The sequence below is a fragment of the Labrenzia sp. C1B70 genome (genome assembly GCF_000475395.1).
In the GTDB taxonomy this organism is placed as follows: domain Bacteria; phylum Pseudomonadota; class Alphaproteobacteria; order Rhizobiales; family Stappiaceae; genus Roseibium; species Roseibium algicola.
Genome location: NZ_AXCE01000061.1, coordinates 156,617 through 181,497 on the forward strand (window position 1 = coordinate 156,617; position 24,881 = coordinate 181,497).

Consider the following 24,881-nt stretch of genomic DNA (forward strand, 5'->3'; position numbering starts at 1 on the left):
TGGCGGCAGCCGGAGCTGCCGCGGGCACGATCAGCGGCCCAGTTTTTCTTTCCAGGTTTCCTTCACGGCCGTCTGGTTCTTGGCCGCGGTGACGAAATCGATTTTCGCCAGGACGGTCGAAATATCAGCCGGCAGGCCCGCTTTTTCAGCCGCTTGCGAAGCATCGACACCCGGAACCGTGATCAGCGCCTTGTACTGCTGGTAGAGACCGATTGCCTCGTCAGACATCGTCCAGTCGAGGAAGGCCTTTGCCGCATCCTTGTTGTCGGAGCTTTCCATCAGGCCGGATGCTTCCAGTTCATATCCAACGCCTTCCTCGGGGAAGACCATTGCCAGAGGATAACCTTCCTCGATGGACTGCATCGCGGTGAATGCCAGAGAGATACCAACGGTGTATTCGCCGACGCGTGCGGACTTGCAGGGTTTGGAACCGGATGAAGTATATTGTGCCATATTCGGATCGACGGCTTCGAGCTGTGCCCAGCCAGCCTCGTCACCCATGGTTTGCAGAACCGCATTGACGTGCAGGTATCCGGTCCCGGAAGAATTCGGGTCCGGCATCAGGATCTCGCCCTTGAAGTCCGGGTTCTCGAGATCCTTCCAGCTCTTCGGCATTGGCAGGCCCTTTTCCTCAAGCCGTGCCGTGTTCACGCAAAACGCGCCCATGTAGCCGATCGGAGCAAACCATTTGCCATCTTCACCACGGAAGGAGGCAGGCAGAACATCGACGCCCTTGGCTGCGTAGGGTTCCAGCATCTCCAGGATCTGGGGATCCATCATGGCGCTGACGGCCCAGCCCCAGATCACGTCGGCTTGCGGGTTGCCCGCTTCTGCCAGAAGACGCGCGCCCAGCTTGCCCGTGGACAGGCGCAGCACATTGATCTCGGTATCGGGCATCGCCTTCTGGGCGGCCTCGATGTAGGCCGCGATCTCTTCTTCCTCAAGCGCAGTGTAGACGGTGATTTCGTCGGCAGAGGCTGTTGCCGTCATGCCGACGGCAAACAGCGAAGCCAAGGTGAATTTCGTCCAGGTCTTCATTGTCGTCTCTCCTTGTTGATCCACGTGTTCGTGTGCCAGTGCCTGCCCCGGATCGGATCCTCCCGAGACCCTTTGTCATTGCCGCGTCCTCTGTTCGCGGTTCTGGGGATATTTGTGTAGTCTTGCATTTTTGTGGATTTTGTCTAGAGTTAATTTGCCGGCTGACCATCGTTGCCAGCTTCCCCGCAGACAAGGAAAACCCATGCAAAGCTCCACGACGCCGCCCGAAACGGAGATGCTGGCGCGTTTTGCCGACGGGCTCGCCAACGTGGCCGACGCCATGGCGATGACCTACTTCCGCAAGCCATTGGACGTGGAACAAAAGGCCGACCTTTCCCCGGTCACGCAGGCTGACCGCGCCATCGAGGCCGCGATGCGTGAAAGCATCCTCAAAGAGTTCCCGGCCCATGGCATTCTTGGCGAAGAGCACGAGGACGCACGTCTGGATGCCCAATACCTCTGGGTGCTCGACCCGATTGACGGGACGAAGAGTTTTGTTTCCGGGATGCCGACCTTCGGCACGCTCATTGCCTGCCTTTTCAACGGGACACCGGAACTCGGCATCATCTCGATACCGCCGACCGGCGAACGCTGGACGGGGCGACGTGGTGAACCCTCAACATTCAATGATGAACCTTGCCGCACAAGTGGCAGGCACCGACTGGCCGACGCGATCCTTTACACGACCACGCCCGACACGTTCGACACCGAGGGACGCGCGCAGTTCGAGGCACTCTCAAGCAAGGTCGCCATGCGCCGCTTCGGGGGCGACTGCTACGGATACGGACTGCTGGCTTCAGGCCACATTGATCTGGTGTTCGAAATGAATCTGCATCCCTACGATTACATGGCCCTCATTCCGGTTATCGAGGGTGCGGGAGGCGTGATCACCGACTGGAAAGGTGAAAGGCTGGGCCTGCACTCTGAAGGTCAGGTTCTCGCCGCGGCCAACGCCACACTGCACGCAGAAGCCCTCGCCGCCTTGTCCTGACCCGCCTTCGACAGTGCCCTGGGCTGTCGCCCCTGCGCCGTCCCAAATCAGATCTTGCGCTCGTGCCGGCGTCGTCAGCCCGGGAGACATGACGAGGCTGCCTGTCAACGCCGTTGTCAGAAACAGGGCATTCCGACGCTGGAGGGGTGGTGCACGGCCATGTGCAAAGTTCGGCAACCACGGCGCGGAAAACGACGGCATCGCGGCACCAAGCGTCCACTCGGCAAGGTTGGGTCAGGGAAGGGTCATCAGCGGATCGGCCATGATCGTGCCGGCGGCAAGCGCCGCGCCTTCGGCATTCAGATGCGCATCCGGCGCATAAAGACCCAGCGGCGAGGGATAGTCGCGAAAGGTCGGGGTCAGGTCGATCAGACCCAGCCCTGCGCTCTCGGCTGCGCGCGCCACATTCTCGCGTAGGGGAGCGCTGAGAAAGCCATGCGGAAACACCCCACCGAACTGGTCGAGAGCGGGGATATAGACCACCACCACCCGCCCCTGCCAGCCATCCGCGATCTGCTTCATGCGATGCAGGATCTGCTCGAAAACCGGGTTGTCGCTGGCCGCCTTGGGGTAGTGCAGCCCCAGGATGCTGGCGGTTTCCTGAAGGGCGAGGAAATTGCGCAAATAGGCCCGGCGGCTCAGATATTCCTCCAGAGTGGCAGCAGTGCCCTGCCACCAGCCGGCAATGATCCGGGCCGCGTCCGCGCGCCGCGCCGCATCCAACTCGATCGGGCCGAAATCGGCCTCCGGCGCCAGGGCCTCGTGCAGCCACGGCTGTTCTGTTTCAACGGACAGGTTTTCCCAGTCGTTCCCCTCGAAAAAGGCCAGAACGGTGATGCGGGGGCGAAAATGCGGGCCATATCGGCCAAGGACCGCCAGTTCATACAAGGGGCCTGCGCCCCGGCTGGCAGTGTTCAGGATCGAAGCCCCGCCCGCACGCATCTGGTCGACGAAATGCTGGCCATCGTCGAGGCAAATCCCCTCGGCAAAGGAATCGCCGAGGATCATCAGATCGACCGGTGCGACGGTTTCCGGCTGCGGATTGCGAAAACCGTAACTGTCGATCCGTGTCGTGACCGGCACGCCCATACGGCTGCACAGCAGCATCTCGGCTCCGGGCGTCCCGGCCAGCACCGCCTCGGCCAGAGTTTCGGTCCCCAACTTGGCATTCAGGGCCTTGATCGTATAGGCCGGAGGCATGGCGCCGCCATAGCGCTCCAGATCGGTTCCGCCATCGACGATCCCGGCCAGCCCCATCCGCTGCGGCAGGTTATGCCAGCGCATGTACCCCTCGAACATGAACATCCCGGCCAGGATCGAGCAGGCTGTAATCCCCATCGTCAGCGCATTGTCGGGCGACAGCAGCCAGGCGCAGCCAACCAGCAGCGCGGCAATCGCCAGCGGCCCCAGTACATAACGCAGCAGCCTGGGCAGGTCTGAGGCGAAATCGTCAAAATGCACCAGCGCAAAGATCGCGGTCAGCAGGAAGTAACCCGCCGGGATCAGGCACAAGATGGTAGCGATCCGGCGATGGCGGCCGAAGATGTGCAAGGGCTCCTCCGGTCAGTCCAGTTCGTACATGTTTTCGTAATTCTCGTGCAGTGAGGCGTCCTGCGCCTCTTTCTCCAGCAGGCAATTGCCGGCGACCAGCATCTCGATCCCGGTGCCCATGAAGCAGCGGAAGGCGTCGGTCGGAGTGCAGACGATCGGTTCTCCGCGCACGTTGAACGAGGTATTGACCAGCAGCGGGCAGCCGGTCAGGTCGTGAAAGGCGGAGATCAGCGCGTGATATTTCGGGTTGGTGTCGCGATGCACGGTCTGCACGCGGGCCGAATAATCGACATGGGTCACGGCGGGGATGTCCGAGCGGCGGATGTTCAGCTTGTCGATGCCAAAAAGAGCCTGCTCCTCGGACGTCATCTGGCGCCGGATACGTTCGGCAACATCGGCGACCAACAGCATGTAAGGGCTGTCCCCGTCCAGATCGAACCACTCGCTGACATGCTCGCGCAGGACAGAGGGCGCGAAGGGCCGGAAGCTCTCGCGGTATTTCACCTTGAGGTTCAGCAACTTCTGCATGGAGCCCGAGCGCGGGTCGCCAAGGATAGACCGGTTGCCAAGGGCGCGCGGCCCGAATTCCATCCGTCCCTGAAACCAGCCTACGGCCTTGCCATCCGCCAGAGCCTGCGCGCTGCGGGCCAGGATCTCACCCTCGTCCAGCCGGGTAAAGCTGGCCCCCGCCGCTGTCAGATCCGCCGCGATCCGGTCGTCGTCGAAGGCTGGCCCCAGATAGGCACCCCGCATGGCATCGCCGGGCTGCGCCTTTCGGGGCTGGCCCAGTTCCATATGCCAAGCGGCCTGCGCTGCCCCGAGCGCGCCCCCGGCATCGCCCGCCGCCGGCTGCACCCAGATGTCGCGAAAGGCGCCGTCGCGCAAGATCTTGCCATTGGCCACGCAGTTCAGCGCCACCCCGCCGGCAAGGCACAGCGAGGGGATCCCGTATTCCTGCGCCAGCGCGCGGGTCATGCGCAGCAGGATCTCCTCGGTCACGGCCTGGACCGAGGCGGCGATATCCATGTGGAACTGTGTCAGCGGTTCCGTCTCGGGCTGGCGCACAGAGTGGCCGAACAGGTCCTCCATGGCCTTGCTGGTCATGGTCAGACCCGCCGCATAGTTGAAATAACGCTGATCCAGCCGGAACGAGCCGTCCGGCTTTACATCAACGATCCGATCCAGCATCAGGTCGCGAAATCGCGGTTGCCCATAGGGGGCCAGCCCCATCACCTTGTATTCGCCGGAATTCACCTTGAAGCCGGTGTAATAGGTGAAGGCGGAATAGAGCAGGCCCAGCGAATGCGGAAAATGCAGTTCGCGCTGAATTTCCAGATCCTTGCCGCGTCCGATCGCGACCGTGGTCGTCGCCCATTCCCCCACCCCGTCGATGGTCAGCACCACCGCCTCTTCGAAGGGTGACGAGTAGAAGGCACTGGCGGCATGGCTGATGTGATGTTCGGCGAACAGCAGCTTGTCCACGGAGAAGCCCGGTTCGAAAAGGCTCAGTTCTCGCTTCAGCAGATCCTTCAGGAACAGTTTCTCGCGCAGCCAGACCGGCATCGCCATCCGAAACGAATTGAAACCGCGCGGGGCATAGGCCAGATAGGACTCAAGCAAGCGCTCGAACTTCAGGAAGGGCTTGTCGTAGAACGCGACGTGATCGACGCTGGCAAGGTCCAGCCCGCCCTCGTCCAGCACGTAGGCGATGGCATGGGCGGGAAAGCCCGCATCGTGCTTGCGCCGGGTAAAGCGCTCCTCCTGCGCGGCGGCCACGATCCGGCCATCGACCAGCAGTGCAGCGGCGCTGTCGTGATACAGCGCCGAGATCCCCAGGATCGCGGTCACTGGTCTAGAACAGCGCATAGATGAAGGGGGCGACCGCCGAGCCCTGGCTGAGCACGATCAGCGCTCCGAAAATCGCCAGTACAATGAAAACTGGCAAAAGCCAGAATTTCCGCCTATCACGCAGAAAACCCCACAATTCGGCGATCATCGACATAGAGGCAATTCCTTGCTTTGTCTGGGAACCGTGCCGGTATTTTTGTCCTAATATTGCAGTTTCATGGACTTCGGCTGGTCGGTTCTGGGAATCCAATAAGATTTTTCATTCGGATCCACTTTCCTTGAAAGCGGATCCTTCCCGCTGGCTCGCATCGCAAGACCGATGGGAATGAAGATTAAAAGAAAGACAACCGCCATCGCCACCGGCGCCATCACGGCACCAAGCAGCAGACCCAGTTTGAACCACAACCTGTTGGGTAGGCGCAGGCTCTGCGGCGCAAACATGGCAAGGGCAATAAAAACTGCCGCAAGGGATAGCAAAATCCATCGCGGCGCGGCGCCACCAGTGACCGGCCACAGCCCGATCAGCAAAAAGACCACGGCGAAGACCAGCCCGAAATTCCGTTCGGAGCCCATCCTGACCGAGGTATTGAACTGATGATCACTCATTTGGAACCACACAGGTAAACAACCTGTACTATATATATCAAAATCGACGGGGTTAGTCCCCAGTTAATATTCGCGTAAAAATTAAGCACATGATGTGGTTTTGCACAAATCGAAAGAGGGATCCACTGCGTAAACCCGGATTGATAACCTGGGAGGCATGAGCCATAGGGCTCAAGCGAAGTACAAAGCCGCGAACCGGCCTGCTTGCAAGCAGGCCTTGAAGCAACCTAGGCCGGGGGCTTTGTGGGTTGGTCCCCAGACGCTGTGGATGTTGCCGCCGACCAGTTTCCTGTTCTGATTGTTGGGCATCAGATACCCCTTGATTGCAAGGTGTATAGACCGATCCAGCTCATCGAGCATTTCGGCAGGTTTCATGCCCTTGGCAGCGGGATCAGGCCGCATGGCATGGCCTCGGCATGCTACCGAAAACCGGCATGTGAAATGGTCGCACTCTGCCCCTTCTAATCCACTTAGGACGTTCCCTCCCCCGCCGTTTGGGCATGGGATGGAACGATGATCAGACCGGTTGCGGATTGCGTTCCGGGAATGCGCGTTGGTGCCAATACGGATAGGGAACGGGAGTGGTGCTGGCTTCGTCAAGCAGACGCATATGTTCGGCAGCCAGCTCCCAGCCGGTGGCCTCCATGTTGTTGCGCAACTGAGCTTCGCTGCTAACGCCGATGATGAGGCTTGCCACGGTCGGCCGCTGCAGAAGCCAGTTCAGTGCGACCTGGGCTTCGCTTTTGCCCGTGTCACGAGACACCTCCCCCAACGCTGCAAGTACGCGCTCCAGAAGGGCCTCGTCGTAAAGAGGCGGTGCATAGTTCGGGGTTGCGTCCTTGTGTCGGCCTGCTGAAGCATGCTTCCCACCACCCTTCAGGCGCCCCCACCCAAGCGGGCTCCACACCAGGGCTGAAACGCCCTGGTCCAGGCCCAGTGGCATCAATTCGAATTCGTAATCGCGGCCGATGAGCGAATAATACACCTGGTGCGCCACCAGCGGCTGCCAACCATTGTATCGTGCCGCAGCCTGAGACTTCATCAACTGCCAGCCGGCATAGTTCGAGACACCCAGGTGCCGAACCTTCCCCGCTTTCACCAGGTCATCCAGCACCTCCATGGTCTCTTCGACCGGTGTCATTGCGTCAAACGCATGGAGCTGGAACAGGTCAATATAGTCGGTGCGCAGACGGCTCAGCATTCCCTCGACAGCAGTCAGCAGGTGGCTGCGTGAACTGCCCACGTCATGTTCGCCCGCCCCGGTCCGCAAACCCGCCTTCGTGGAGATGATCACCTTGTCCCGGCGCCCGTTGATTGCCTGCCCGAGCACCATTTCGGCATTTCCGCCGGCATAGACGTCCGCGGTGTCGAACATGTTCAGCCCCTCGTCGAGACAGATGTCGACAAGACGCCGGGCTGCACCCGCATCATTGCCGGACCATGGCCCGGACGTGAAACTCGCCGTCCCCAAGCTGAGAACGGGCACAGACAGGGCACGATCGCCCAGCCAACGACGGTCCAATGCGTGTCTCCTTCCACGATTGATTGAACTGACCTTGATCAGATACTTTTCTGGTAAGACGTCGGGATTGGATCAGGTGTTCCGATCCGGTTTCAGGCTTTGCTCCAGTCCATCACTGCACCCTCCCCCTGCGGTCACGCCTGTCCACCGGAAAGCGGCGTCCTGCCTCGAAGCTTGAGCAGCCGCCTGCCACTGGTGATCGCCTGACCGAAATCCTTCTGCACCGCCAGCAGAGCCGGCACCAGAAGGATGACAAGGAACAGCCCGACGCCCAGCCCGTAGGCCAGCGTGATGACTGTCGGCAGCAGGAACTGGGCCTGGCGACTGGTCTCGAACAGGAGCGGCGCCAGGCCGAACACCGTCGTTGCAGTCGTCAGCACGACCGCCCGCAACCGGTCGCAAACACCGTTGACCACTGCCTGCCGGAAGGGGTGGTCCTTGGCGTATTCGTCGATAGTGGTCACCAGCACGATGCTGTCGTTGATGATGATGCCCGCCATGCCGATGAAACCGACCACGGAGAACATCGACAGCGGAATACCGTGCAGGTAGTGGCCCCAGATCATACCGACGCAGCCGAAGGGAATGATGATCATGATCATCAGCGGCCGGGTCCAGGATTCGAAGATCCAGCACAGCACCAGGTAGATGCCGGCCAGACACATGGCAAAGCCGATCAGCGCATCGGAGAGGAACGAACGTTCCTGCTCCGCCAGCCCGCTCATCTCGCTTTCGACGTCATAGTCGGCGGCAAGCTGTGGCAGAAGCTCGTTCTGCAGCATGTCGGTCACTCGGGCAGCGGCTGCCGGATTGTCCTCCGATACATCCCCGAAGACCCGCAGCGTGCGCAGCCCGTCGCTGCGGCGGACCGAGGCAAAGCCGTAGGTGCTGTCGATACTGACAATCTCGCTCAGGGAAACATAAGTGCCGGCATCGGTACGCACCCGCGTTGAATAGAGAAACGCGGCATCCGTTTCCTCATCCGGCAACAGCACTTTCACCGTTGCCGTTCGCCTGCCGATCGGAAACTCGGCAACCTCGATGCCCTCCAGCCGGTTGCGCAGAATGCGGGCGATTTCCTCCGTGGTGAAGCCAAGGGCTTCGCCGCGCGGTGTCAGCGTCAGGTTCAGCTCCGGCTTGTCATAGGCCAGCGTATCCTCCAGCGCGCTGACGCCTTCCATAGGCGCCAGAGACTGCTTCAGGCTTTCTGCAGCGGCTTTCAGGTTTTCCGTGGAGTTGCCGTAGAGCTTGATGTCGATCGCGTCGCCCCCCGGGCCTGAGCGCTCGCCGCGCAGGGCCAGCGTTTCCAGAAGCGGCGGATTTATGATCTCCTCGCGCCAGTCGCCGATGAACTGAAAGGCCGAATAGGGCCGAAGGTCGGGGTCGAGCAGTTCTATGGAAATGCCGCCAAGCTGGTCGGCGTCCTTGGTATCTGCCCCCATAAGGCCGCGCCCTGCCGTAGCGCCAACGGTGGAGAGCGCAAAGACCACCGGTTCGGCGCCGTATTGCTCGCTGTATCGCTGGTTGACCACGTCAAGCGCGCGTTCCATCTCCGCAATCATCGCCTTGGTGTCATCGCGTTTTGCCCCGGGCATCATGGCAATGCTGGCGGAAACCACCGCCTGTTCCGGCGCGTTGAAGAACCGCCAGCGAACCGACTTGTCGAAAACCAAGGTGAGCGACAGCGCCAGGACCATCAGCGCAAAGCCGATAGCCGGATACCGCACGGCGAGAACCCAGCCGACGAACCGGCGAAACAGCTTTTCCCGAAACCAGACGAAGCCCCGGTTGAACAGGCGGTTGGGCAGGTCGAACCAGTGTTTCTTCTTGCTGGCCTTCAGCGCGTGGTTCATGTGGGCCGGCAGGATGAGGAAGGATTCCACCAGGCTGGCAATCAACACCACCGACACCGTAAAGGGAATATCGGCGACAAGACTGCCGAAGCGCCCACCGATGGCAACCAGCCCGACAAAGGCAATCAGCGTGGTGATGGAGGCGCAGAAGACCGGTGCCGTCATGCGCCTTGCCGCAAGACTGGCGGCTTCCGCTGGCGAATAGCCGCGCCTGTGCAGGAAGTCGGCATGCTCGCCGACCACGATGGCGTCATCCACGACGATGCCGAGACAGATGATCAGCGCGAACACTGAGATCATGTTCAGCGTGATCCCGAAGACATACATCAGGCCGATCGTGGCGGCCATCGCCACCGGAATTCCGGCAGCCACCCAGAAGGCCGTTCTGGCTGAAAGAAACAGGAACAGGAACAACAGCACCAGGGCCAGCCCGAAGATGCCGTTTTCGACCAGGATGTCTAGCCGGTCGATGATCGCCTGCGAGCGGGTGTTGGTCAGCTGAACGACAACACCTTCTGGAAGGGTGTGCTGGAAGTCCGCTGTGATCCGCTCCACGGCCCGCTGGATCTCGATTGTGTCTCCCTGGGCACTGCGGCTGACCCTCAGAACCACCGCCGGCATGCCCTTGTGATAATAGGCCCGGCCGCTTTCCACCCCTTCGGTGACAATGTCGGCAACGGACCGCAGCTCAAGCTTTTCCCCTTGCGAGGGCGCTTTCAGAACAATCTCTCCCAGCTCCTGCTCGCTGCGCCGGGTCTGGCCGGTACGCAGCCGGGCGGAACTGCCCGCGACATCGCCTGCGGGCGTCGTTTCCATCTCCGCCGAAACAACGTCAGCGATTTCGGCAAGCGTCAGACCATGCCGCACCAGCATGTTCTCGCCGACATTCACCCGGATGATCGGGTCTTCCAGTCCTCGAATGGTGACCCGCGTGACGCCCTGGCGGAAAAAGACGGTCTGGAGATCTTCGGCAAAGCGGGCAAGCTGGTCGATATCGACCGGCCCATACATGACGACATCTGTCACCCGGTCGGAATAGACGCTGCGGGTGACCACCGGTTCGTCGATGCCTTCGGGAAGACTGGAGCGGGCCTGATCGACGGCGGCCTTCACCTCGTCGGTTGCCTGGCCCATGTCCCAGCCGTCCTCGAACTCCAGTTCGATGCTCGCCCGGCCCTCGCGCGCAACGGATGTGGCTTCGTCGACACCGTTGATGGCAAGTAGCTGCGGCCCCAGGATTTCGACAACGGCCCGGTCGAGATCCTCAGGCCCGGCGCCCGACCAATTGACGACGACGTCCACTTCCTCGCGGACAAAATCGGGAAAGAACTGCGTCCGGATCTGCGTCGAAGCCGCGAACCCGCTGATCAGCATCATGGCCAGTAGCAGGTTCGCCGCTGTGCGGTGCCGGACCATGTAGTCCAGCAGCGAGGCAAATTGCGATCCGCCAGGAGAACGCATGTCGGGACACTCCAATCAGAATATCAGGTCGGATGTGACAGGGTTTACAGCGGTGTTCAGCCGCTGTTACCGCCGCCATGCTCCAGCCGTTCGATCAGCTCTTTCGGCACCATTGGCTTGTTCAGAAGGGCAAGCAGCCTGGCCTTGCGGTTTTCCGGCATGTCGGACCTGTTCAACTGATCGATCAGCGCCGCGCGTCGTTCAGGTTCCAGCGCAACCAGGTCGCCGGAGAGACGCGCTTCGCCCGCTTCCAGCGCCTGCGCCGTCGCTGGCTCGTCAGGTTGCGGGTCATCCTGCCCCCCGGTGTTGCGCCGGGGAGTAACCTTCAGACCGGTGCCAAGCTGCGGCAAGCGCTCACGCACGTAATCAGCGCCAAAGGGGACATTGGCCACGATGACTTCATTGCCCATCCGGCGCAGGATCGTCGCTTTGATTTCCTCGATCCGATCCCCTTCGCCAACGATCAGCATGCGGCCGTCTTCCGTCAGCGCCGCCGAAGGCACCTTCGCGACACGGGTCAGCTCCGGTTCAAGCACATTCACCTTCACGAAGTCGCCCGGCCGCAGCACCGTACCCGGCTCCAGATCCAGCGTCGCAAACAGCGTCCGCCCCGCTTCGCCTTCAGAGACCACGGCCGCGGCCCTGTCAATGGTACCTGGAACTTCGATGGACCGGCCTCCCAGCTGCAGGACTGCAGTGACGGGTGCCTTGACCAGACTTCCGCTGGTATCCAGCAGCCGGGAAAATTCGTCGGTCGACAGCGAGAAACGAACTTCCAGCGCCGCCGGATCGATCAACAGGGCCAGCGTCTCCGAAGAGCTGACGCGGCGCCCCAGCGTGGCGTTGACCTCAGACAAATAACCGGTGAAGGGGGCCGTCAGAGTGACTTCCTCCAGGGTACGCCTGGCATCGTCCAGAGCGAGCCGGGCTCGCTTGACCGTCAGGTCCATCCGCTCGATGCGCTTGCGTGCAGTGATGACCGATTGCAGGCGATTGCTGAGCGATTGTTCAAGGGAGGCGACGGCCAGTTCTTCGGTCTCGACCTGTACGGCCGTGGAATACCCCTTGTCCCTCAGCTGCTGCTGACGCTCCAGCGCCTGCTTGCGCAAGTCCAGCTGGCGCCGGGCTGCTTCCAGTTCCTGCTCGGCACCGACAATGGCTTCCGCGGCTTCCGCCTTCTGGGCCTCGGCATCGGCAAGGGCCGCTTCCGCGTCCAGCACCTGGAATTCCGCATTGGCCGGATCGATCCTCAGCAGCAGTTCGCCCTTTGCGACGGCGGCACCGTCGCGAAACTTGGAGGCAACCTCGACAAGCCTGCCTTCCGAGCTGGCCCTGAGTTCCAGCGTCCGCCAGCTTTCCACCTGGCCGTAGGCAGTCGTGACAGGCGCGACCGTTTGCGATGTCAGCTCGGCGACATTGACCGAATAGCTGCGTTCGCGGGCAGGACGTCGCTGCGCGGTCTCTTCTGCCGTCATGGCAGTATACAGACGGTAGCCGCCAAAACCGGCAAACCCGATCATGATCGCCATCAATGCCAGACCGACAAGTCCGCGCATCAGAAACCGCATTCGCCTCTCCACCTGAAGGGCCGGGCTAGCGGGTTGTAGGGAAGTCACCCGGGCACCGGCACTTAACGTCAGGTTCCTTAACTAACACGGTACTGGGGCGAAATTCTGAAAAGCTTGTAACGACTTGTATCGTCTTGTATACGCCGGCCGCCTGTTCGCCCGTCAGCCGTTTCTCTTTGCCGCAGCCGGCCGAAGACACCCGGAAAGCAGACAAGAAAAAACCCGGCACCTTGCGGTACCGGGTTTTCCGTATCGGCCGGGAGGCTGGCTTAGAACTTGTAGCCAATGCCCATGCGAACCTGCGAATTGTTGAAATCCGAGCTCACGCCGGTTCCGTTCAGGTTGAAATCCTGTTCGCCGAAATCCTGGTAGACGTATTCCAGCTTGGCGCTGATGTTGTTGGTGATGGCTGCTTCGCCACCTGCGCCAAGGGTCCAGCCCAGGGCGGTCTTGCTGTCCGTGTCGCCATTGCCGGAAACTTCCAGGTCGGCAATTGCCAGACCGCCGGCGCCATAGACCATGTAACGGTCGAAGGCGTAACCGACACGGCCACGGAAGTTGGAGTTCCAGTCAGACTTGGACCGCAGGGTCAGGCCACCGTTGGACTTGGACTTTTCCAGGTCGGTCAGGCTGAAGTCGGCTTCCGCGCCGACCACGATGTTCGGCGTCACCTGGAAATTGTAACCGGTGTAAAGACCGCCGGCGATGCCGTTCGCATCCACTCCAAGCCCGGTGTTGTTGCCGGCCTTGTTGTCGAACTGGCCGAAAGCCCATCCGAGATTGCCACCGATATAAAGGCCGGTCCAATCGATGCTCTGTTGCGGAGCCGGAACCGCCTCATAGGCCGGTGCCGGCGACTGCGGCAAATCCGCAGCCAGGACAGGCGCCGATGCGACCGTCGCGGCTGTCAGGGCCATGCCAGCAAGTGCAAGACGTTTCATTTGAGTACTCCAGATCCACTTTATCCATTAGTGCGTTGGCCGGAAATTGCCGGCCAGTTGCGAGTTGGACGGGTATAAAGCCGCGTCCTCACTCTCCCCCAATGACAAGATATGGAGATCGTTTGTGGCGGATCAGGATTGAGAATGGGGAGTTTTGATGACAAATGGAGGCAACATTCTGACAGGATGAAAGACCCGTAAAGACAATTGCAATTTGCATTCAGGAACCCCATTTGGCCGGTAGAAAGATCCTTGTCCGCGGCTTTCCCCTCACCGATCTATTGCGTATAAGGCGCCAAGTTGAACTTTGGCGCTGCCACATTGAAGCCGCCTTCGAAGATTGAAACTGACCCGAACCGGAAATTCGTAAATGCTCTTTGACTACATCAGCCTCGCAGGCGGACTTGTTGTTCTGATTATCGCAGGCGATGTCTTGGTCAGGGGTTCGGTCGGTATTGCGCAGCGTCTGGGCATTCCCAATCTGGTCATCGGTCTGACCATCGTCGCCTTCGGCACCTCTGCTCCCGAACTGGTCATTTCCCTGAAAGCCGCGCTGGAAGGCGCCGGCGGCATCGCCATCGGCAATGTGGTCGGTTCCAACATCGCCAACGTGCTTCTGGTTCTGGGCATGCCCGCGCTGATTGCGGCAACCCCGTGTGGTGAAACCGGCGCAACGCGCAACGCGCTGTTCATGGTCGCAGTCACCATTGTTTTCATGGCGCTCTGTTTCTTCACGCCCATCGGCCTGACCGCCGGCCTCATTCTTCTGGCACTGCTCGGTGTCTTCCTTGCAGCCTCCACCATGATGGCGCAGAAGCACAGGAAAGAGCAGAAAGCCATCGCCGCGGCATCCGCGGGCGCCGCCGCTGCAGATATCCCGATGGAAGACGATGATGGCCTGGACGAGGTTGAGGATGTTCCCGATTCCGTCTGGATCGCGCTTGCCTATATTCTTCTCGGCCTGGTCGGCCTGCCGCTCGGTGCGCATTTCACCATCAGCGGAGCAACGTCGATCGCAACCTCCTGGGGCGTCAGCGAAGCCGTCATCGGCCTGACCGTCATCGCCCTGGGCACCTCCTTGCCCGAACTTGCCACCACGGTCATGGCCGCCATTCGCCAGCATGGTGCCGTCGCCATTGGCAACGTCATCGGCTCCAACGTCTTCAATCTGCTTGCCATCATCGGCATCACCGCCGTCATCGTGCCGATCGACGTGCCGCAGGAAGTCCTCAAGCTGGATATCTGGGTGATGCTGGCCTGTGCGATCCTGCTGACAATCCTGGCTGGAATGCGCATCTGTCTCGGCCGTATATCCGGCGCTGTCATGACCGCGGCCTATTGCGCCTATATCGCCACCGTCTATGTGCTGGGTCACACCTCCTGAAGACACTTTTGGCCGCCAGTTGGCAGCAGAGCACCGCTTCGCCGCACCCGCCTCTTTCCCTATCGCCTTGCGCGGCTTAAATGTCTGGCATGCAGGACGATACTGATTCTGAAAAAAGCGCCGTATCCGCGCCGGAGACCGGCAATGCCCCCGCACGCAAGGGTGTCGAGGTCATTGCCGACGAGGTCAAGCGCCTGCCCAACGGGCCGGGCGTCTACCGGATGCTGGACGAAAACGGCGAGGTTCTCTACGTCGGCAAGGCCCGCAGTCTCAAGAAACGGGTCACCAGCTACACGCGCCTGCAGGGCCAGTCCAACCGGATCATGCGCATGATCCTGGCGACGGCGTCGATGGAATTCGTCGTCACCCAGACAGAGCCGGAAGCCCTGCTTCTGGAAGCCAACCTGATCAAGCGCCTGCGGCCACGGTTCAACGTGCTGCTGCGCGACGACAAGTCCTTTCCCTATATCCTGGTGACCGGGGATCATGAATCCCCCGCGATCGTCAAGCATCGCGGTGCCCGCAAGCGCAAGGGCGAGTACTTCGGACCCTTTGCCTCGGCAGGCGCGGTCGACCGCACCATCAATGCACTCCAGAAAGCCTTCCTGATCCGGACCTGCTCGGACAGCTATTACGAAAACCGCTCCCGCCCCTGCCTGCAGTATCAAATCAAGCGCTGTGCAGGCCCCTGCACCGGGGAAATCGATCCGGCGGATTACGCCGGCCTGGTGTCGGAGGCCAAGGCCTTCCTTTCCGGCCGCAGCCAGTTGATCAAGACCCAGCTTGCAAAGCAGATGGAAGCCGCGTCCGCCGATCTGGAGTTCGAGCGCGCAGCCATCTACCGCGACCGCCTGTCGGCATTGTCACACATTCAGGCGCATCAGGGCATCAATCCGCAGTCGGTCGAGGAAGCCGACGTTTTCGCCATCCACCAGGAAGGCGGCCAGACCTGCGTGCAGGTGTTCTTTTTCCGCACCGGACAGAACTGGGGTAACCGGGCCTACTTCCCCAAGGCCGACAAGTCCTTCGAGGAAGCCGATATTCTGGAAAGCTTCCTGGCGCAGTTCTATGACGATAAACCCGCTCCACGTCAGATCCTGCTCTCCCACGAATTGAGCGAACAGGACCTTCTCGCGCAGGCGCTCTCCGAACGCACAGGCCGAAAAGTCGACGTCGCCTGCCCCAAACGCGGGGAAAAGAAGGAACTGGTCGACCACGCACTGACCAACGCACGCGAGGCGCTTGGCCGCAGACTTGCGGAAACCTCCAGCCAGGCCCGTTTGCTGAAAGGCGTCGCGGAAGCTTTCGACCTGCCCCAATCACCGCGCCGGATCGAGGTCTACGACAACTCCCACATCATGGGCACCAATGCGGTGGGCGGCATGATCGTTGCGGGCCTGGAAGGCTTCGCCAAGGGCCAGTACCGCAAGTTCAACATCAAGTCGGAAGATCTCGTCCCGGGCGACGACTACGGCATGATGCGCGAAGTGCTGACGCGGCGCTTCTCCCGTTTGTTGAAGGAACACGCCCGCGAAGACAGCAAACCGGAGGCGGTCGACCCAGCCCTCCAGGATACTGATGAGAGCGAACTGGAAACGGCGCCTGCCGATACCGGCGTACCGGCCTGGCCGGAACTGGTGCTCATCGACGGCGGCCAGGGCCAGCTGACCGCGGCCCGCGAGACGCTGGAAAGCCTCGGCATTACCGATGTCCCGCTCGTCGGCATCGCCAAGGGACCCGACCGGGATGCCGGACGGGAGAAATTCTTCATCCCCGGCCGGCAGTCCTTCATGCTGCCCGAGCGCGACCCCGTCCTCTATTTCGTCCAGCGCCTGCGCGACGAAGCGCACCGCTTTGCCATCGGTAGCCACCGGGCCCGCCGCAAGAAGGACATCACCAGGAACCCGCTGGATGAGATCGCGGGTGTTGGTCCGACGCGGAAGAAGGCCCTGTTGCGCCACTTCGGCACGGCCAAGGCCGTCTCCAAGGCAGGGGTCGACGACCTGGCCGCCGTGCCCGGCATTTCCGAGGCGATTGCCAAACTGGTCTATGACCATTTTCATGAATAGGACGTCCGGCCGGCGGCTCCTCCCGGCCAATGATTTTGCCAAAGCCAAGGAATTCTGAGAGTGTCAAACCCGTTGGAAGCCGCGCTTCGGTGCATCGACGCAAAGGATTACGGCATGGCGCTGGAGATCCTGACCGATCTCAATGCAGCCAATCCGCGCGATCCGCAGGTCAATCACTGGCTTGGTGTCATCTATCTGACCCACGGTCACGCATCCCGGGCAATCGAACATCTACAAGCTGCCGCGAAGGTCGCGAAGAAGGAAGCCGTCATCTTCGCGACACTTGCGGATGCCCTCACCCTCGACAACCGTTTCGAGGAGGCCCTGCCATATGCGCGCAAGGCAGTCGCCCTCGACGCCAAGTCCGAATTCGCCCACCGCACCCTGGGCGAGATCTACGCAAGGCTGCGGCGGCCCGTCATGGCCGAACATGCCTTTCAAAACGCACTTGCCATCAACGAAGCATCGGCGATCGCGCATCTGGCGCTCTCGCGGCTGAAAGTCTCGCTCGGCAAGATGGACGAAGCCGAAACCCATTTCCGGCGCGCACTGGAACTGGCTCCCGAGGAACCCTCGGTTCTCATCAGTGCAAGGGACCTCTCCGACCTTTCACTGAAGAAAGAGGCGCTGGAAAAGATCGAGACCCTGCTGAACGATGTGGACCGGCCGATGGCGAAGGTCGAGCGGGCAAGGCTTGCCTTCACAGCCGGCAAGATCTGCGACGACACCGGCGACCCACCCAAGGCCTTTCACTATCTCGGGCAGCATCGAAACGACCTTTACGGCCACTATGATGCCGACCGGCAGAAACGCCATGTCGAAACCTGCCGGGAAGTCTTCTCGAAACAGTTTTTCGAAGACCGCAAGGATTTTGCCCTCACCAGCGACAGACCCGTCTTTGTCTTCGGCATGCCGCGATCAGGCACCTCGCTGGTCGAGGCCATCCTGTCCGCTCATCCCAAGGCGACCGCCGCAGGTGAATTGAGTTTCTTTGACGAACAGATTGATGGCCTGACGGAAGGCCACACCGGTGACAACGCCTTCTTCGACGCCGCCCTGGCCCTCGACCGCAAGAGCGCCCAGCGCATCGGCCGCAAGTACCTGACCCTGCTCGACGGTTTCAGCAAGAAAAGTGCCCGCGTGATCGACAAGATGCCGCAGAATTTCGAGCACCTCTGGCTGATCGCCCTCCTGTTCCCCAATGCACATTTCTGCCATGTCAGCCGCAACCCGGCCGATACCTGCGTCTCCATCTACATGACGCCCCTGCCCGGCAAGCACGGGTACTGTGAAAGCCAGCAATCGCTCGCCCATTATTATGGCCAGTACAGAAAGCTGATGGCGCACTGGAGCACGGTGTTGCCGGTTGAGATCCGCAATCAGTCCTACGAGACCCTTGTGAGCGATCCGGATACGGAGCGCCCCGCACTGATTAGTCACGCCGGGTTGGCATGGGACGATGCCTGCCGCCATCACGAAAGCAATGAGGCGCAGGTCTTCACCTTCTCCATGGCCCAGGTCAGGCAACCCATTCATACTGGGGCCGTGAACCGTTTCGAAAAGTACCGGGATCACATTGGCCCGCTGCTCGAAGGACTTGCAGGGATCGAAACCTGACACCGGAGGGTTGCATCTTCAGGCCGGTTTATCACAAGCTGTAGCGACAAACCGGCACCCGGCGCGTCTTTCGCGCCTTTTTTGGAAACGGGTGTGTTCGCGAGACCAGCCGCTTGTGCGGTGCAGACCACCGGACAAAGATGCACCCAGATCCGACCGAACAAGCTTTCGCTCTTCTTCAAGCAGGACAATTCGACCGCGCTCAGGCGCTTCTGGAGGCAGTGCTCCAGAACGATCCGCGCAATGCCCGCGCACGGTATGGCCTGGGCATCGCCTGCCTCTCCTTCGGCCGGACCGCGCAGGCGATCCCCCATCTGGAAGAGGCCGCAAAAGGCGCGAAAAAGGAAGCAGTGGTTCACACCACACTCGCAAGCGCACTCAACATCGAGAGGCGCAGCGAAGACGCACTGCCTCATGCGCGCAAAGGAGCGTCGCTCGCCCCGGGGTCTGAATACGCGCAACGCGTACTCGGTGAAGTCTACGCCGATCTCCGGCGCTCCGGACTTGCCCGGCAGGCCTTCGAGCAGGCTCTGAAGGCTGATCCGCAGTCGCCACGTGCTCATCTGGGCCTCTTCGAACTGGAAATGACCCTCGGCAATCGGGAGATTGCTGAAAACCATATTCGCATCGCTTTCACAGAGGCCCCTTCCGATCCAGCAATCCTGACCGCGGCTGCCGAAGCTCAGGACGAAACTCTCAAGGTGAGTGTCCTGGAGGGGATTGAACGGCATCTTGCGAACCTGCCACAAGGCGCCGCAACCGCCGAAGTCACCCGTCTTGCGTTTGCCGCAGGCAAGATCTGCGACGCTGCAGGCGACACCGGCAAGGCATTTTCCTTTTTCGACGGATACCGGACGGGCCTTTACCCCGCCCACGATCCGGGCGTCCAGAAAGCCTTCGTGGAAACCTGCAAGGGCGTCTTTGACCGGGAGTTTTTCGAACAGCGGAAAGACTGGGCGCTTTCAAGTGACAGGCCGGTTTTCGTTTTCGGCATGCCTCGCTCCGGCACGACCCTGGTCGAGCGGATCATCGGCCGGCACCCCGCAGCACGGGCCGCGGGGGAGCTTCAATTCATCCCCGATCGGATTCATGATCTGGCGTCCGGCCGGACACACGGCCCGCAACTCTTTGAGACTGCCCGTCAGATGACACGGCAGGACGCTCAGCGCATCGGCCGCCGCTATCTCTCCCATCTGGAGGATATCGACAAGAGAGCGCACCGTGTAATCGACAAGATGCCTCACAATTACGAAAACCTCTGGCTTCTCGCCCTTCTTTTTCCCAACGCCAGTTTCGTGCATGTGACGCGGAGCGCGGAAGACACCTGTCTTTCGATCTACATGACGCCGCTACCGCCGCATCATTCCTACAATGAGAGCCAGGCTTCACTCGGCCGCTATTTCAATCTCTACCGTGATCTGATGGCCCACTGGTCAGAGGTTCTGCCGGTTGCCTTGAGGCATCAGTCCTATGAAAGCCTTGTCAGCGACAATGAGACGGAAAGTCGGGCCCTGCTCGCCCATACCGGCCTGGACTGGGACGACGATTGTCTGAAGCCCCCTGATGAGACCACCCAGATCTTCACATTCAGCCGCGAGCAGGCACGCCGACCTGTCTATGGCTCGTCCGTCGGGCGCTGGAAGGCTTATCAAGCGCATATTCAGCCGCTGCTGGCAGCGCTCGAGGCAAAGGCGAACTGACTTTGCGGCAAAACAGGTCGCACCTTCCGCACAGTCCGTGCTAAGCACAGCCGCCTTCTCATGAAATCGGACCCAGGCTGCCATGTTTCGAAAGCCCCAGGCTAAACCGCGTTCCCTGATCCATAGCGTATTATCCCTGATTGGTTGGTGCGGAAGCCTTGGTGCCATTGCAGTCAGTGTGCTCGGCCTGCTTGCCTTTCTGGCGCCGGACGTCTGGCTTGCGGACAACATGAGCTTCTTCCTGCGACAGTTTCTGGCCGCAGGCCTGGCAGGGTGTCTTGGCGGTGCGGCCGGTTTCCTCGTTCGGCACCGGCTTCGTCTGATGTACCGGTTGACCTGGTTCGTGGCCGTGATCGCCTTTCTCAGCCTGGCCGGGTTCACCGGAGCTCGCACGCTTGCCAACACCAAGCCCCTTGGTCCCGCGGCACCGGGAGATCGACCGCTCAAGATCGTCTCCATCAACCTTGAACACCTGTTTCTGGGCGACAAGGTGTTGCAAGCCTTTCTGGAAAAGGAACAGCCTGATGTCGTGGTGTTTCAGGAAGTGCTGTGGTGGCTTCAGGAACGCCGCTGGCAACGCTTGGGGTTGCCGACCGGCGGTGCCGGCAAGAACGGATTTCCCGAATACCTGAAGGTCGGAGACCTGGGAGGCCTGGCGGTCTATTCCCGCTTTCCGCTAACGTCGGAAGAAACCCGTGTCATCTCTGGCGATGTCCCTCCCGGGGCCAATGTCTATTACGATGGCGACAGGGAACTGCTGTCGCTCTCCGTCGACACCGGCTCGGCGCCGCTGCATCTCCTGGTCATTCATCCGGACAGCCCGCGTTCGAAGATCCGCTGGGAGAACAAGCGCCGCTATTTCGACGAGGCCGATAACGTCATCGATACCTTGAAGGCCGACAACGGCAGCAACATTCTGGCGATCGGCGACTGGAACAGTTCACCCTGGTCTGCCCGATTCCAGCAGACACTGACACGAAACGGGCTGAAGACGGCCTATCCGGACGGATGGCCGCAGACGACGCGCTTCTTCTTCGACTACAGCCTGCACTGGATCCTCGGTGCGCCTGTCGACCAGTTCGCCGTTTCCAGGGACATCCAGATCGTCAACGTTTCGCTTGGCCCCGATATCGGTTCCGATCATTTGCCGCTGATCGTGGAGATCGCCCAGACGCCGAGCAACTGACTTCGGCGACCTGCGCCCGGCACCTGAAAATTGCGACATTGGCTGTGACTTCAACCGGAAAGTGTTTGAGGCTTCGGATGGTTTCCTGAAAACTGCCCGCAACTTCAAGACCGATTCCCAAAGTTCCGCATGGCCAAGCTCTATTTCAACTACTCCTCGATGAACGCCGGCAAGTCGACTGTGCTGTTGCAGGCCGCCTATAACTACGAGGAGCGCGGGATGAACACGCTGCTCCTGATCGCCGCCTTCGACGACCGGGGCGGCAAGGGCCGGATCGCATCGCGTATCGGGTTGGGAGCGGATGCCGATGTCTTCAACTCGGCTGACAACGTCTTTGATCACATACTGCGCGCCGACGAAGCGAAGAAGGTCGACGCGGTCTTCGTCGATGAAGCCCAGTTTCTGACGGAAGACCAGGTCTGGCAGCTCGCCCGGGTGGCCGACACGCTGCGCATTCCGGTGATGTGCTTCGGCCTCAGAACGGATTTCCAGGGAAAGCTCTTCCCCGGCAGCGCCGCCTTGCTGGCGCTTGCGGATAATCTGAAGGAAATCAAGACCATCTGCTGGTGCGGACGCAAGGCAACCATGGTTGCCCGGTTGGATGCGGACGGCAAGATCGTCGAGGAAGGCGACCAGGTCGTTATTGGTGGCAATGACAAGTATGTCTCGCTCTGCCGCCGTCACTGGAGCGAGCGGAAGCTGGGCTGATCGCCACTTTCCGTTCGGAACCTTGCAGCACCGCACCTCGGACTGGTCGCAGTGCCCTCACTTTGTGATGGACAAAGCCCCCTAGAGCAGGATTATCGGTTTTTCTGACAAGAAGCCCCGCCGCAGCCCAATTCGTTGAAGGTGCTACCGCGCGCACTCTGGTCAGCGATCCGAAGACTTTTGGGGTATGCATATGATCAAGGAATTTCGCGACTTTATCGCCAAGGGCAACGTCATGGACCTTGCCGTCGGCATCATCATCGGCGCAGCATTCACCGCCATCGTCACCAGCCTGGTCAATGACCTGATCAACCCGATTATCGGGCTCATCATCGGCGGCATCGACTTCACCTCCATGTATGTCGTTCTGTCCGGGGAGGTTCCTGCCGGCACCGGTCTTGCCGCTGCTCGTGAAAGCGGAGCCGCCGTTTTCGCCTATGGCGCCTTTCTGACGTCCTGCATCAACTTCATGATCATCGCATTTGTCGTCTTCATGCTTGTGAAGTCGGTCAATCGGATCAAGTCCATGGCTGAAAAGCCGGACGACGTAGAGCCTGAGGTCAAGACCGGCCCGTCGGAAATCGACGTCCTGATCGAAATCCGCGACGAGCTTAAGTCAGCCAAGGCCTCTGCCTGATTTCACCTTCGCGGGACCCTTTACCGCGATTACTCTTCCTCGCCCCGGTACTGCCGGGGCGAACGGCCAAAAGCCTTGCGAAACAGTGTCGAGAAATGCTGCAGATTGTTGTACCCGCAGCGCATCGCGATTTCACTGATCGACATCGCTGCAAATCTCGCATCATGCAGCGCCGCTGCAACGACCTCCAGCCGTTTCTGCCGGATTTCGCCTGCGATCGAAGACCCTTCGCACTGGAAGATCGCGTTGAGACGCCGTACCGACAGTCCGGTGGCCGACGCCACCTGGTTCCGGTCCAGCTCCGGATCGTGAATGCGGCGCGCAATGCAGCTGCGCGCCCTGAGCAGGATCTGACGATCGAACGAGGAAAGCGCCAGCTCGCTCTTGCGGCTGCCCGCCAGCCCGGTCGCCACAAGGTCCAGAAGTGTTTCCTGAAGCGTTGAGGCGAACGCCGGAGAGCCGCTGTTCAAGTGGGCTGAAAACGCCAGGATGCTCTCCCGCACAAGACGGCCGATGTCGCTTTGCCCGTCGATCCAGGTTCCGCCGAGCGTCTCGGCAAATGGCAATCGGGAGAGCAGACTTGCCTTCGAAAACTGCAGGACCGTTTGCGAGAAGGGTTCCGTCAGATCCAGACAATAGGGCTGGGTGCTGTCATAGACCACCATGTCGCCGGGACGCAGCACCGATGTTTTTCCGAATTGGGTCAGACGCGAGGAGTTTGCGGTCTGCAGGCTGACGAGGAAATCGGCTTCCGACGCCGACCGGATGTCGCTGGGACGCCGCACCACCCTGTGGGCTGTCCCGGACACTCTGGAAACGGACAGGGCCGAATGGCGCTCGATATCCAGACTGCCGACGAAACCGGGGCCCTCGCCTGCTTCACAGCCCAGCTGGACATAGGAGTCACAGACTGCTTCCCGCCAATAGGCGAAGCGATCGCGCGGGGCGATGTCCACTGTGCTGTATGAGGCCTGGCCGCTCATATCCGTTTCCGTGTTCGACTGGTCGATTTTCGGCAGTCTGCCCAAAAACGCAAGTTTTTTGGCTCAGGGGCAAAAGTAATCTCTTCGTCACTCCGGCAGGCTGGGAGGCCTAGGAGGACATCACATGACCAAGCAATTCAAAGTCGCAGCCGTCCAGGCTGCCCCCTGTTTTCTCGATCTTGATGCCGGCATCGACAAGGCCGTGCGCCTGATCGAGGAAGCTGCATCAGCCGGAGCCAGACTGGTCGCCTTCAGCGAAACCTGGCTGCCCGGTTATCCAAACTACATCTGGCTCGGCCCCGTCGCCTGGCAGATGCAGTTTGCCGGACGCTATTTCGAAAATTCCATCGTCGCCGGATCGGACCATGAAAAGCGCCTGGCCGACGCCTGCCGGAAAAACAACATCCAGCTTTCCATGGGCTGCTCGGAACGTGACGGCGGCTCGCTTTATATAGCCCAATGGCATTTCGACGAGACCGGCACGGTCGTGAACCGGCGGCGCAAGCTGAAACCCACCCACGTGGAACGCACGGTCTATGGCGAAGGCGACGGCTCTGATCTTGCCGTGGTCGAAACCTCCCTCGGCCGCATCGGCCAGCTGGCCTGCTGGGAACACCTGCAACCGCTGTCGAAATACGCCATGTATGCCCAGAACGAGCAGATCCATTGCGCCGCCTGGCCCAATCTCCACCTCTACAAGGGCACGGCCTACGCCCTTGGCCACGAAGTCAACAACGCGGCGTCGATGATCTACGCGGTTGAAGGCGGTTGTTTCGTGCTTGCACCCTGCTCGCTGGTCACCAGGGACATCCAGGACGAGCTCTGCCAGGGCGATCCGGAAAAGGAAGCACTATGCCCGCTCGGCGGCGGCTATACCCGCATCTACGCTCCGGACGGACAGGAAATCGGCACTCAGATTGCTCAGGACGAAGAAGGCCTCGTCTTTGCGGACATCGACCTCGGCATGATCGCCTTCGCCAAGGCAGCTGCCGATCCGGCGGGTCATTATGCCAAGCGGGACGCCACCAGACTGTTGCTCAACCGGAAGAAACAGCGCCCCGTTATCGCTTTCGACGATGCCCCCGGCTGGGAAGATGCAAGCGAGCTTGCCACAGCGCGGCAGAGCCCAATGGAAGAGGCTGCTGAATAGACCAAACGAGCCGGTGCGCGGTACCTGCGCACCGGTCCGGAATTGCCCGGGTCTACCGTACGCTGAGC

20 protein-coding genes are annotated in these 24,881 nt (G+C 60.8%); 9 read left to right on the forward strand and 11 right to left on the reverse strand.

The features are described from left to right. Window positions 1–30: 30 nt before the first annotated feature. The gene (locus Q666_RS60360) at window positions 31–1,038 is read right to left on the reverse strand and encodes an ABC transporter substrate-binding protein (protein WP_022998042.1); all 1,008 of its coding nucleotides are present in this window, start codon (window positions 1,036–1,038) and stop codon (window positions 31–33) included. 202 nt (window positions 1,039–1,240) lie between these two features. Between Q666_RS60360 and hisN the strand changes: the two genes are divergently transcribed. Beyond that, a complete protein-coding gene (gene hisN / locus Q666_RS60365; protein WP_022998043.1) occupies window positions 1,241–2,029 on the forward strand; it encodes a histidinol-phosphatase in 789 nt (262 codons plus the stop codon). 234 nt (window positions 2,030–2,263) lie between these two features. Here hisN and Q666_RS60370 read toward each other — a convergent pair whose 3' ends face one another. The 9 genes from Q666_RS60370 to Q666_RS60405 all read right to left on the reverse strand — a co-directional run bounded on the left by Q666_RS60370 (window position 2,264) and on the right by Q666_RS60405 (window position 13,379). Further along, window positions 2,264–3,580, reverse strand: coding sequence for a hypothetical protein (locus Q666_RS60370; protein WP_022998044.1), 1,317 nt, complete (start codon window positions 3,578–3,580; stop codon window positions 2,264–2,266). Window positions 3,581–3,592: 12 nt separating this feature from the next. After that, entirely contained in the window at window positions 3,593–5,428 is a 1,836-nt protein-coding gene (locus Q666_RS60375; protein ID WP_022998045.1) for a carbamoyltransferase, read from the reverse strand. Window positions 5,429–5,432: 4 nt separating this feature from the next. Further along, window positions 5,433–5,582 (reverse strand): DUF5989 family protein, encoded by a 150-nt coding sequence (locus Q666_RS66475; protein ID WP_022998046.1) that lies wholly within the window; start codon window positions 5,580–5,582, stop codon window positions 5,433–5,435. Window positions 5,583–5,629: 47 nt separating this feature from the next. After that, entirely contained in the window at window positions 5,630–6,034 is a 405-nt protein-coding gene (locus tag Q666_RS60380; protein WP_031268239.1) for an SxtJ family membrane protein, read from the reverse strand. Window positions 6,035–6,205: 171 nt separating this feature from the next. After that, window positions 6,206–6,436: a hypothetical protein gene (locus tag Q666_RS66630; protein WP_022998048.1), complete on the reverse strand. Its 231-nt coding sequence runs from the start codon at window positions 6,434–6,436 to the stop codon at window positions 6,206–6,208. A 115-nt stretch (window positions 6,437–6,551) separates the two neighbouring features. After that, entirely contained in the window at window positions 6,552–7,556 is a 1,005-nt protein-coding gene (locus Q666_RS60390; protein WP_022998049.1) for an aldo/keto reductase, read from the reverse strand. 134 nt (window positions 7,557–7,690) lie between these two features. Further along, window positions 7,691–10,870, reverse strand: coding sequence for an efflux RND transporter permease subunit (locus Q666_RS60395; RefSeq protein ID WP_022998050.1), 3,180 nt, complete (start codon window positions 10,868–10,870; stop codon window positions 7,691–7,693). Between the two features lie 56 nt (window positions 10,871–10,926). Then, the gene (locus Q666_RS60400) at window positions 10,927–12,438 is read right to left on the reverse strand and encodes an HlyD family efflux transporter periplasmic adaptor subunit (protein WP_022998051.1); all 1,512 of its coding nucleotides are present in this window, start codon (window positions 12,436–12,438) and stop codon (window positions 10,927–10,929) included. Window positions 12,439–12,707: 269 nt separating this feature from the next. After that, the gene (locus tag Q666_RS60405) at window positions 12,708–13,379 is read right to left on the reverse strand and encodes an outer membrane protein (RefSeq protein ID WP_022998052.1); all 672 of its coding nucleotides are present in this window, start codon (window positions 13,377–13,379) and stop codon (window positions 12,708–12,710) included. A gap of 370 nt (window positions 13,380–13,749) precedes the next feature. Here Q666_RS60405 and Q666_RS60410 point away from each other — a divergent pair, with 370 nt between their 5' ends. From Q666_RS60410 to mscL, 7 genes are all read left to right on the forward strand, one after another. Beyond that, on the forward strand, window positions 13,750–14,763 hold the full coding sequence (locus Q666_RS60410) for a calcium/sodium antiporter (RefSeq protein ID WP_022998053.1): 1,014 nt from the start codon (window positions 13,750–13,752) through the stop codon (window positions 14,761–14,763). 89 nt (window positions 14,764–14,852) lie between these two features. Next, the gene (uvrC, locus tag Q666_RS60415) at window positions 14,853–16,832 is read left to right on the forward strand and encodes an excinuclease ABC subunit UvrC (RefSeq protein ID WP_022998054.1); all 1,980 of its coding nucleotides are present in this window, start codon (window positions 14,853–14,855) and stop codon (window positions 16,830–16,832) included. 60 nt (window positions 16,833–16,892) lie between these two features. Further along, complete coding sequence (locus Q666_RS65260; protein WP_152533456.1) at window positions 16,893–18,449, forward strand: tetratricopeptide repeat-containing sulfotransferase family protein; 1,557 nt, start codon at window positions 16,893–16,895, stop codon at window positions 18,447–18,449. Window positions 18,450–18,589: 140 nt separating this feature from the next. Further along, window positions 18,590–20,149, forward strand: a complete 1,560-nt coding sequence (locus tag Q666_RS60420; RefSeq protein ID WP_022998056.1) for a tetratricopeptide repeat-containing sulfotransferase family protein — start codon at window positions 18,590–18,592, stop codon at window positions 20,147–20,149. A gap of 82 nt (window positions 20,150–20,231) precedes the next feature. Next, the gene (locus Q666_RS60425) at window positions 20,232–21,335 is read left to right on the forward strand and encodes an endonuclease/exonuclease/phosphatase family protein (protein ID WP_051990206.1); all 1,104 of its coding nucleotides are present in this window, start codon (window positions 20,232–20,234) and stop codon (window positions 21,333–21,335) included. A gap of 129 nt (window positions 21,336–21,464) precedes the next feature. Further along, window positions 21,465–22,043, forward strand: a complete 579-nt coding sequence (locus Q666_RS60430; RefSeq protein WP_022998058.1) for a thymidine kinase — start codon at window positions 21,465–21,467, stop codon at window positions 22,041–22,043. A 193-nt stretch (window positions 22,044–22,236) separates the two neighbouring features. Next, window positions 22,237–22,680, forward strand: a complete 444-nt coding sequence (mscL, locus tag Q666_RS60435) for a large conductance mechanosensitive channel protein MscL (protein WP_031268245.1) — start codon at window positions 22,237–22,239, stop codon at window positions 22,678–22,680. A gap of 29 nt (window positions 22,681–22,709) precedes the next feature. Here mscL and Q666_RS60440 read toward each other — a convergent pair whose 3' ends face one another. Next, window positions 22,710–23,663, reverse strand: a complete 954-nt coding sequence (locus Q666_RS60440) for a helix-turn-helix domain-containing protein (protein WP_031268246.1) — start codon at window positions 23,661–23,663, stop codon at window positions 22,710–22,712. A gap of 124 nt (window positions 23,664–23,787) precedes the next feature. Between Q666_RS60440 and Q666_RS60445 the strand changes: the two genes are divergently transcribed. Next, complete coding sequence (locus tag Q666_RS60445; RefSeq protein ID WP_022998061.1) at window positions 23,788–24,813, forward strand: carbon-nitrogen hydrolase family protein; 1,026 nt, start codon at window positions 23,788–23,790, stop codon at window positions 24,811–24,813. Window positions 24,814–24,881: the final 68 nt, after the last annotated feature.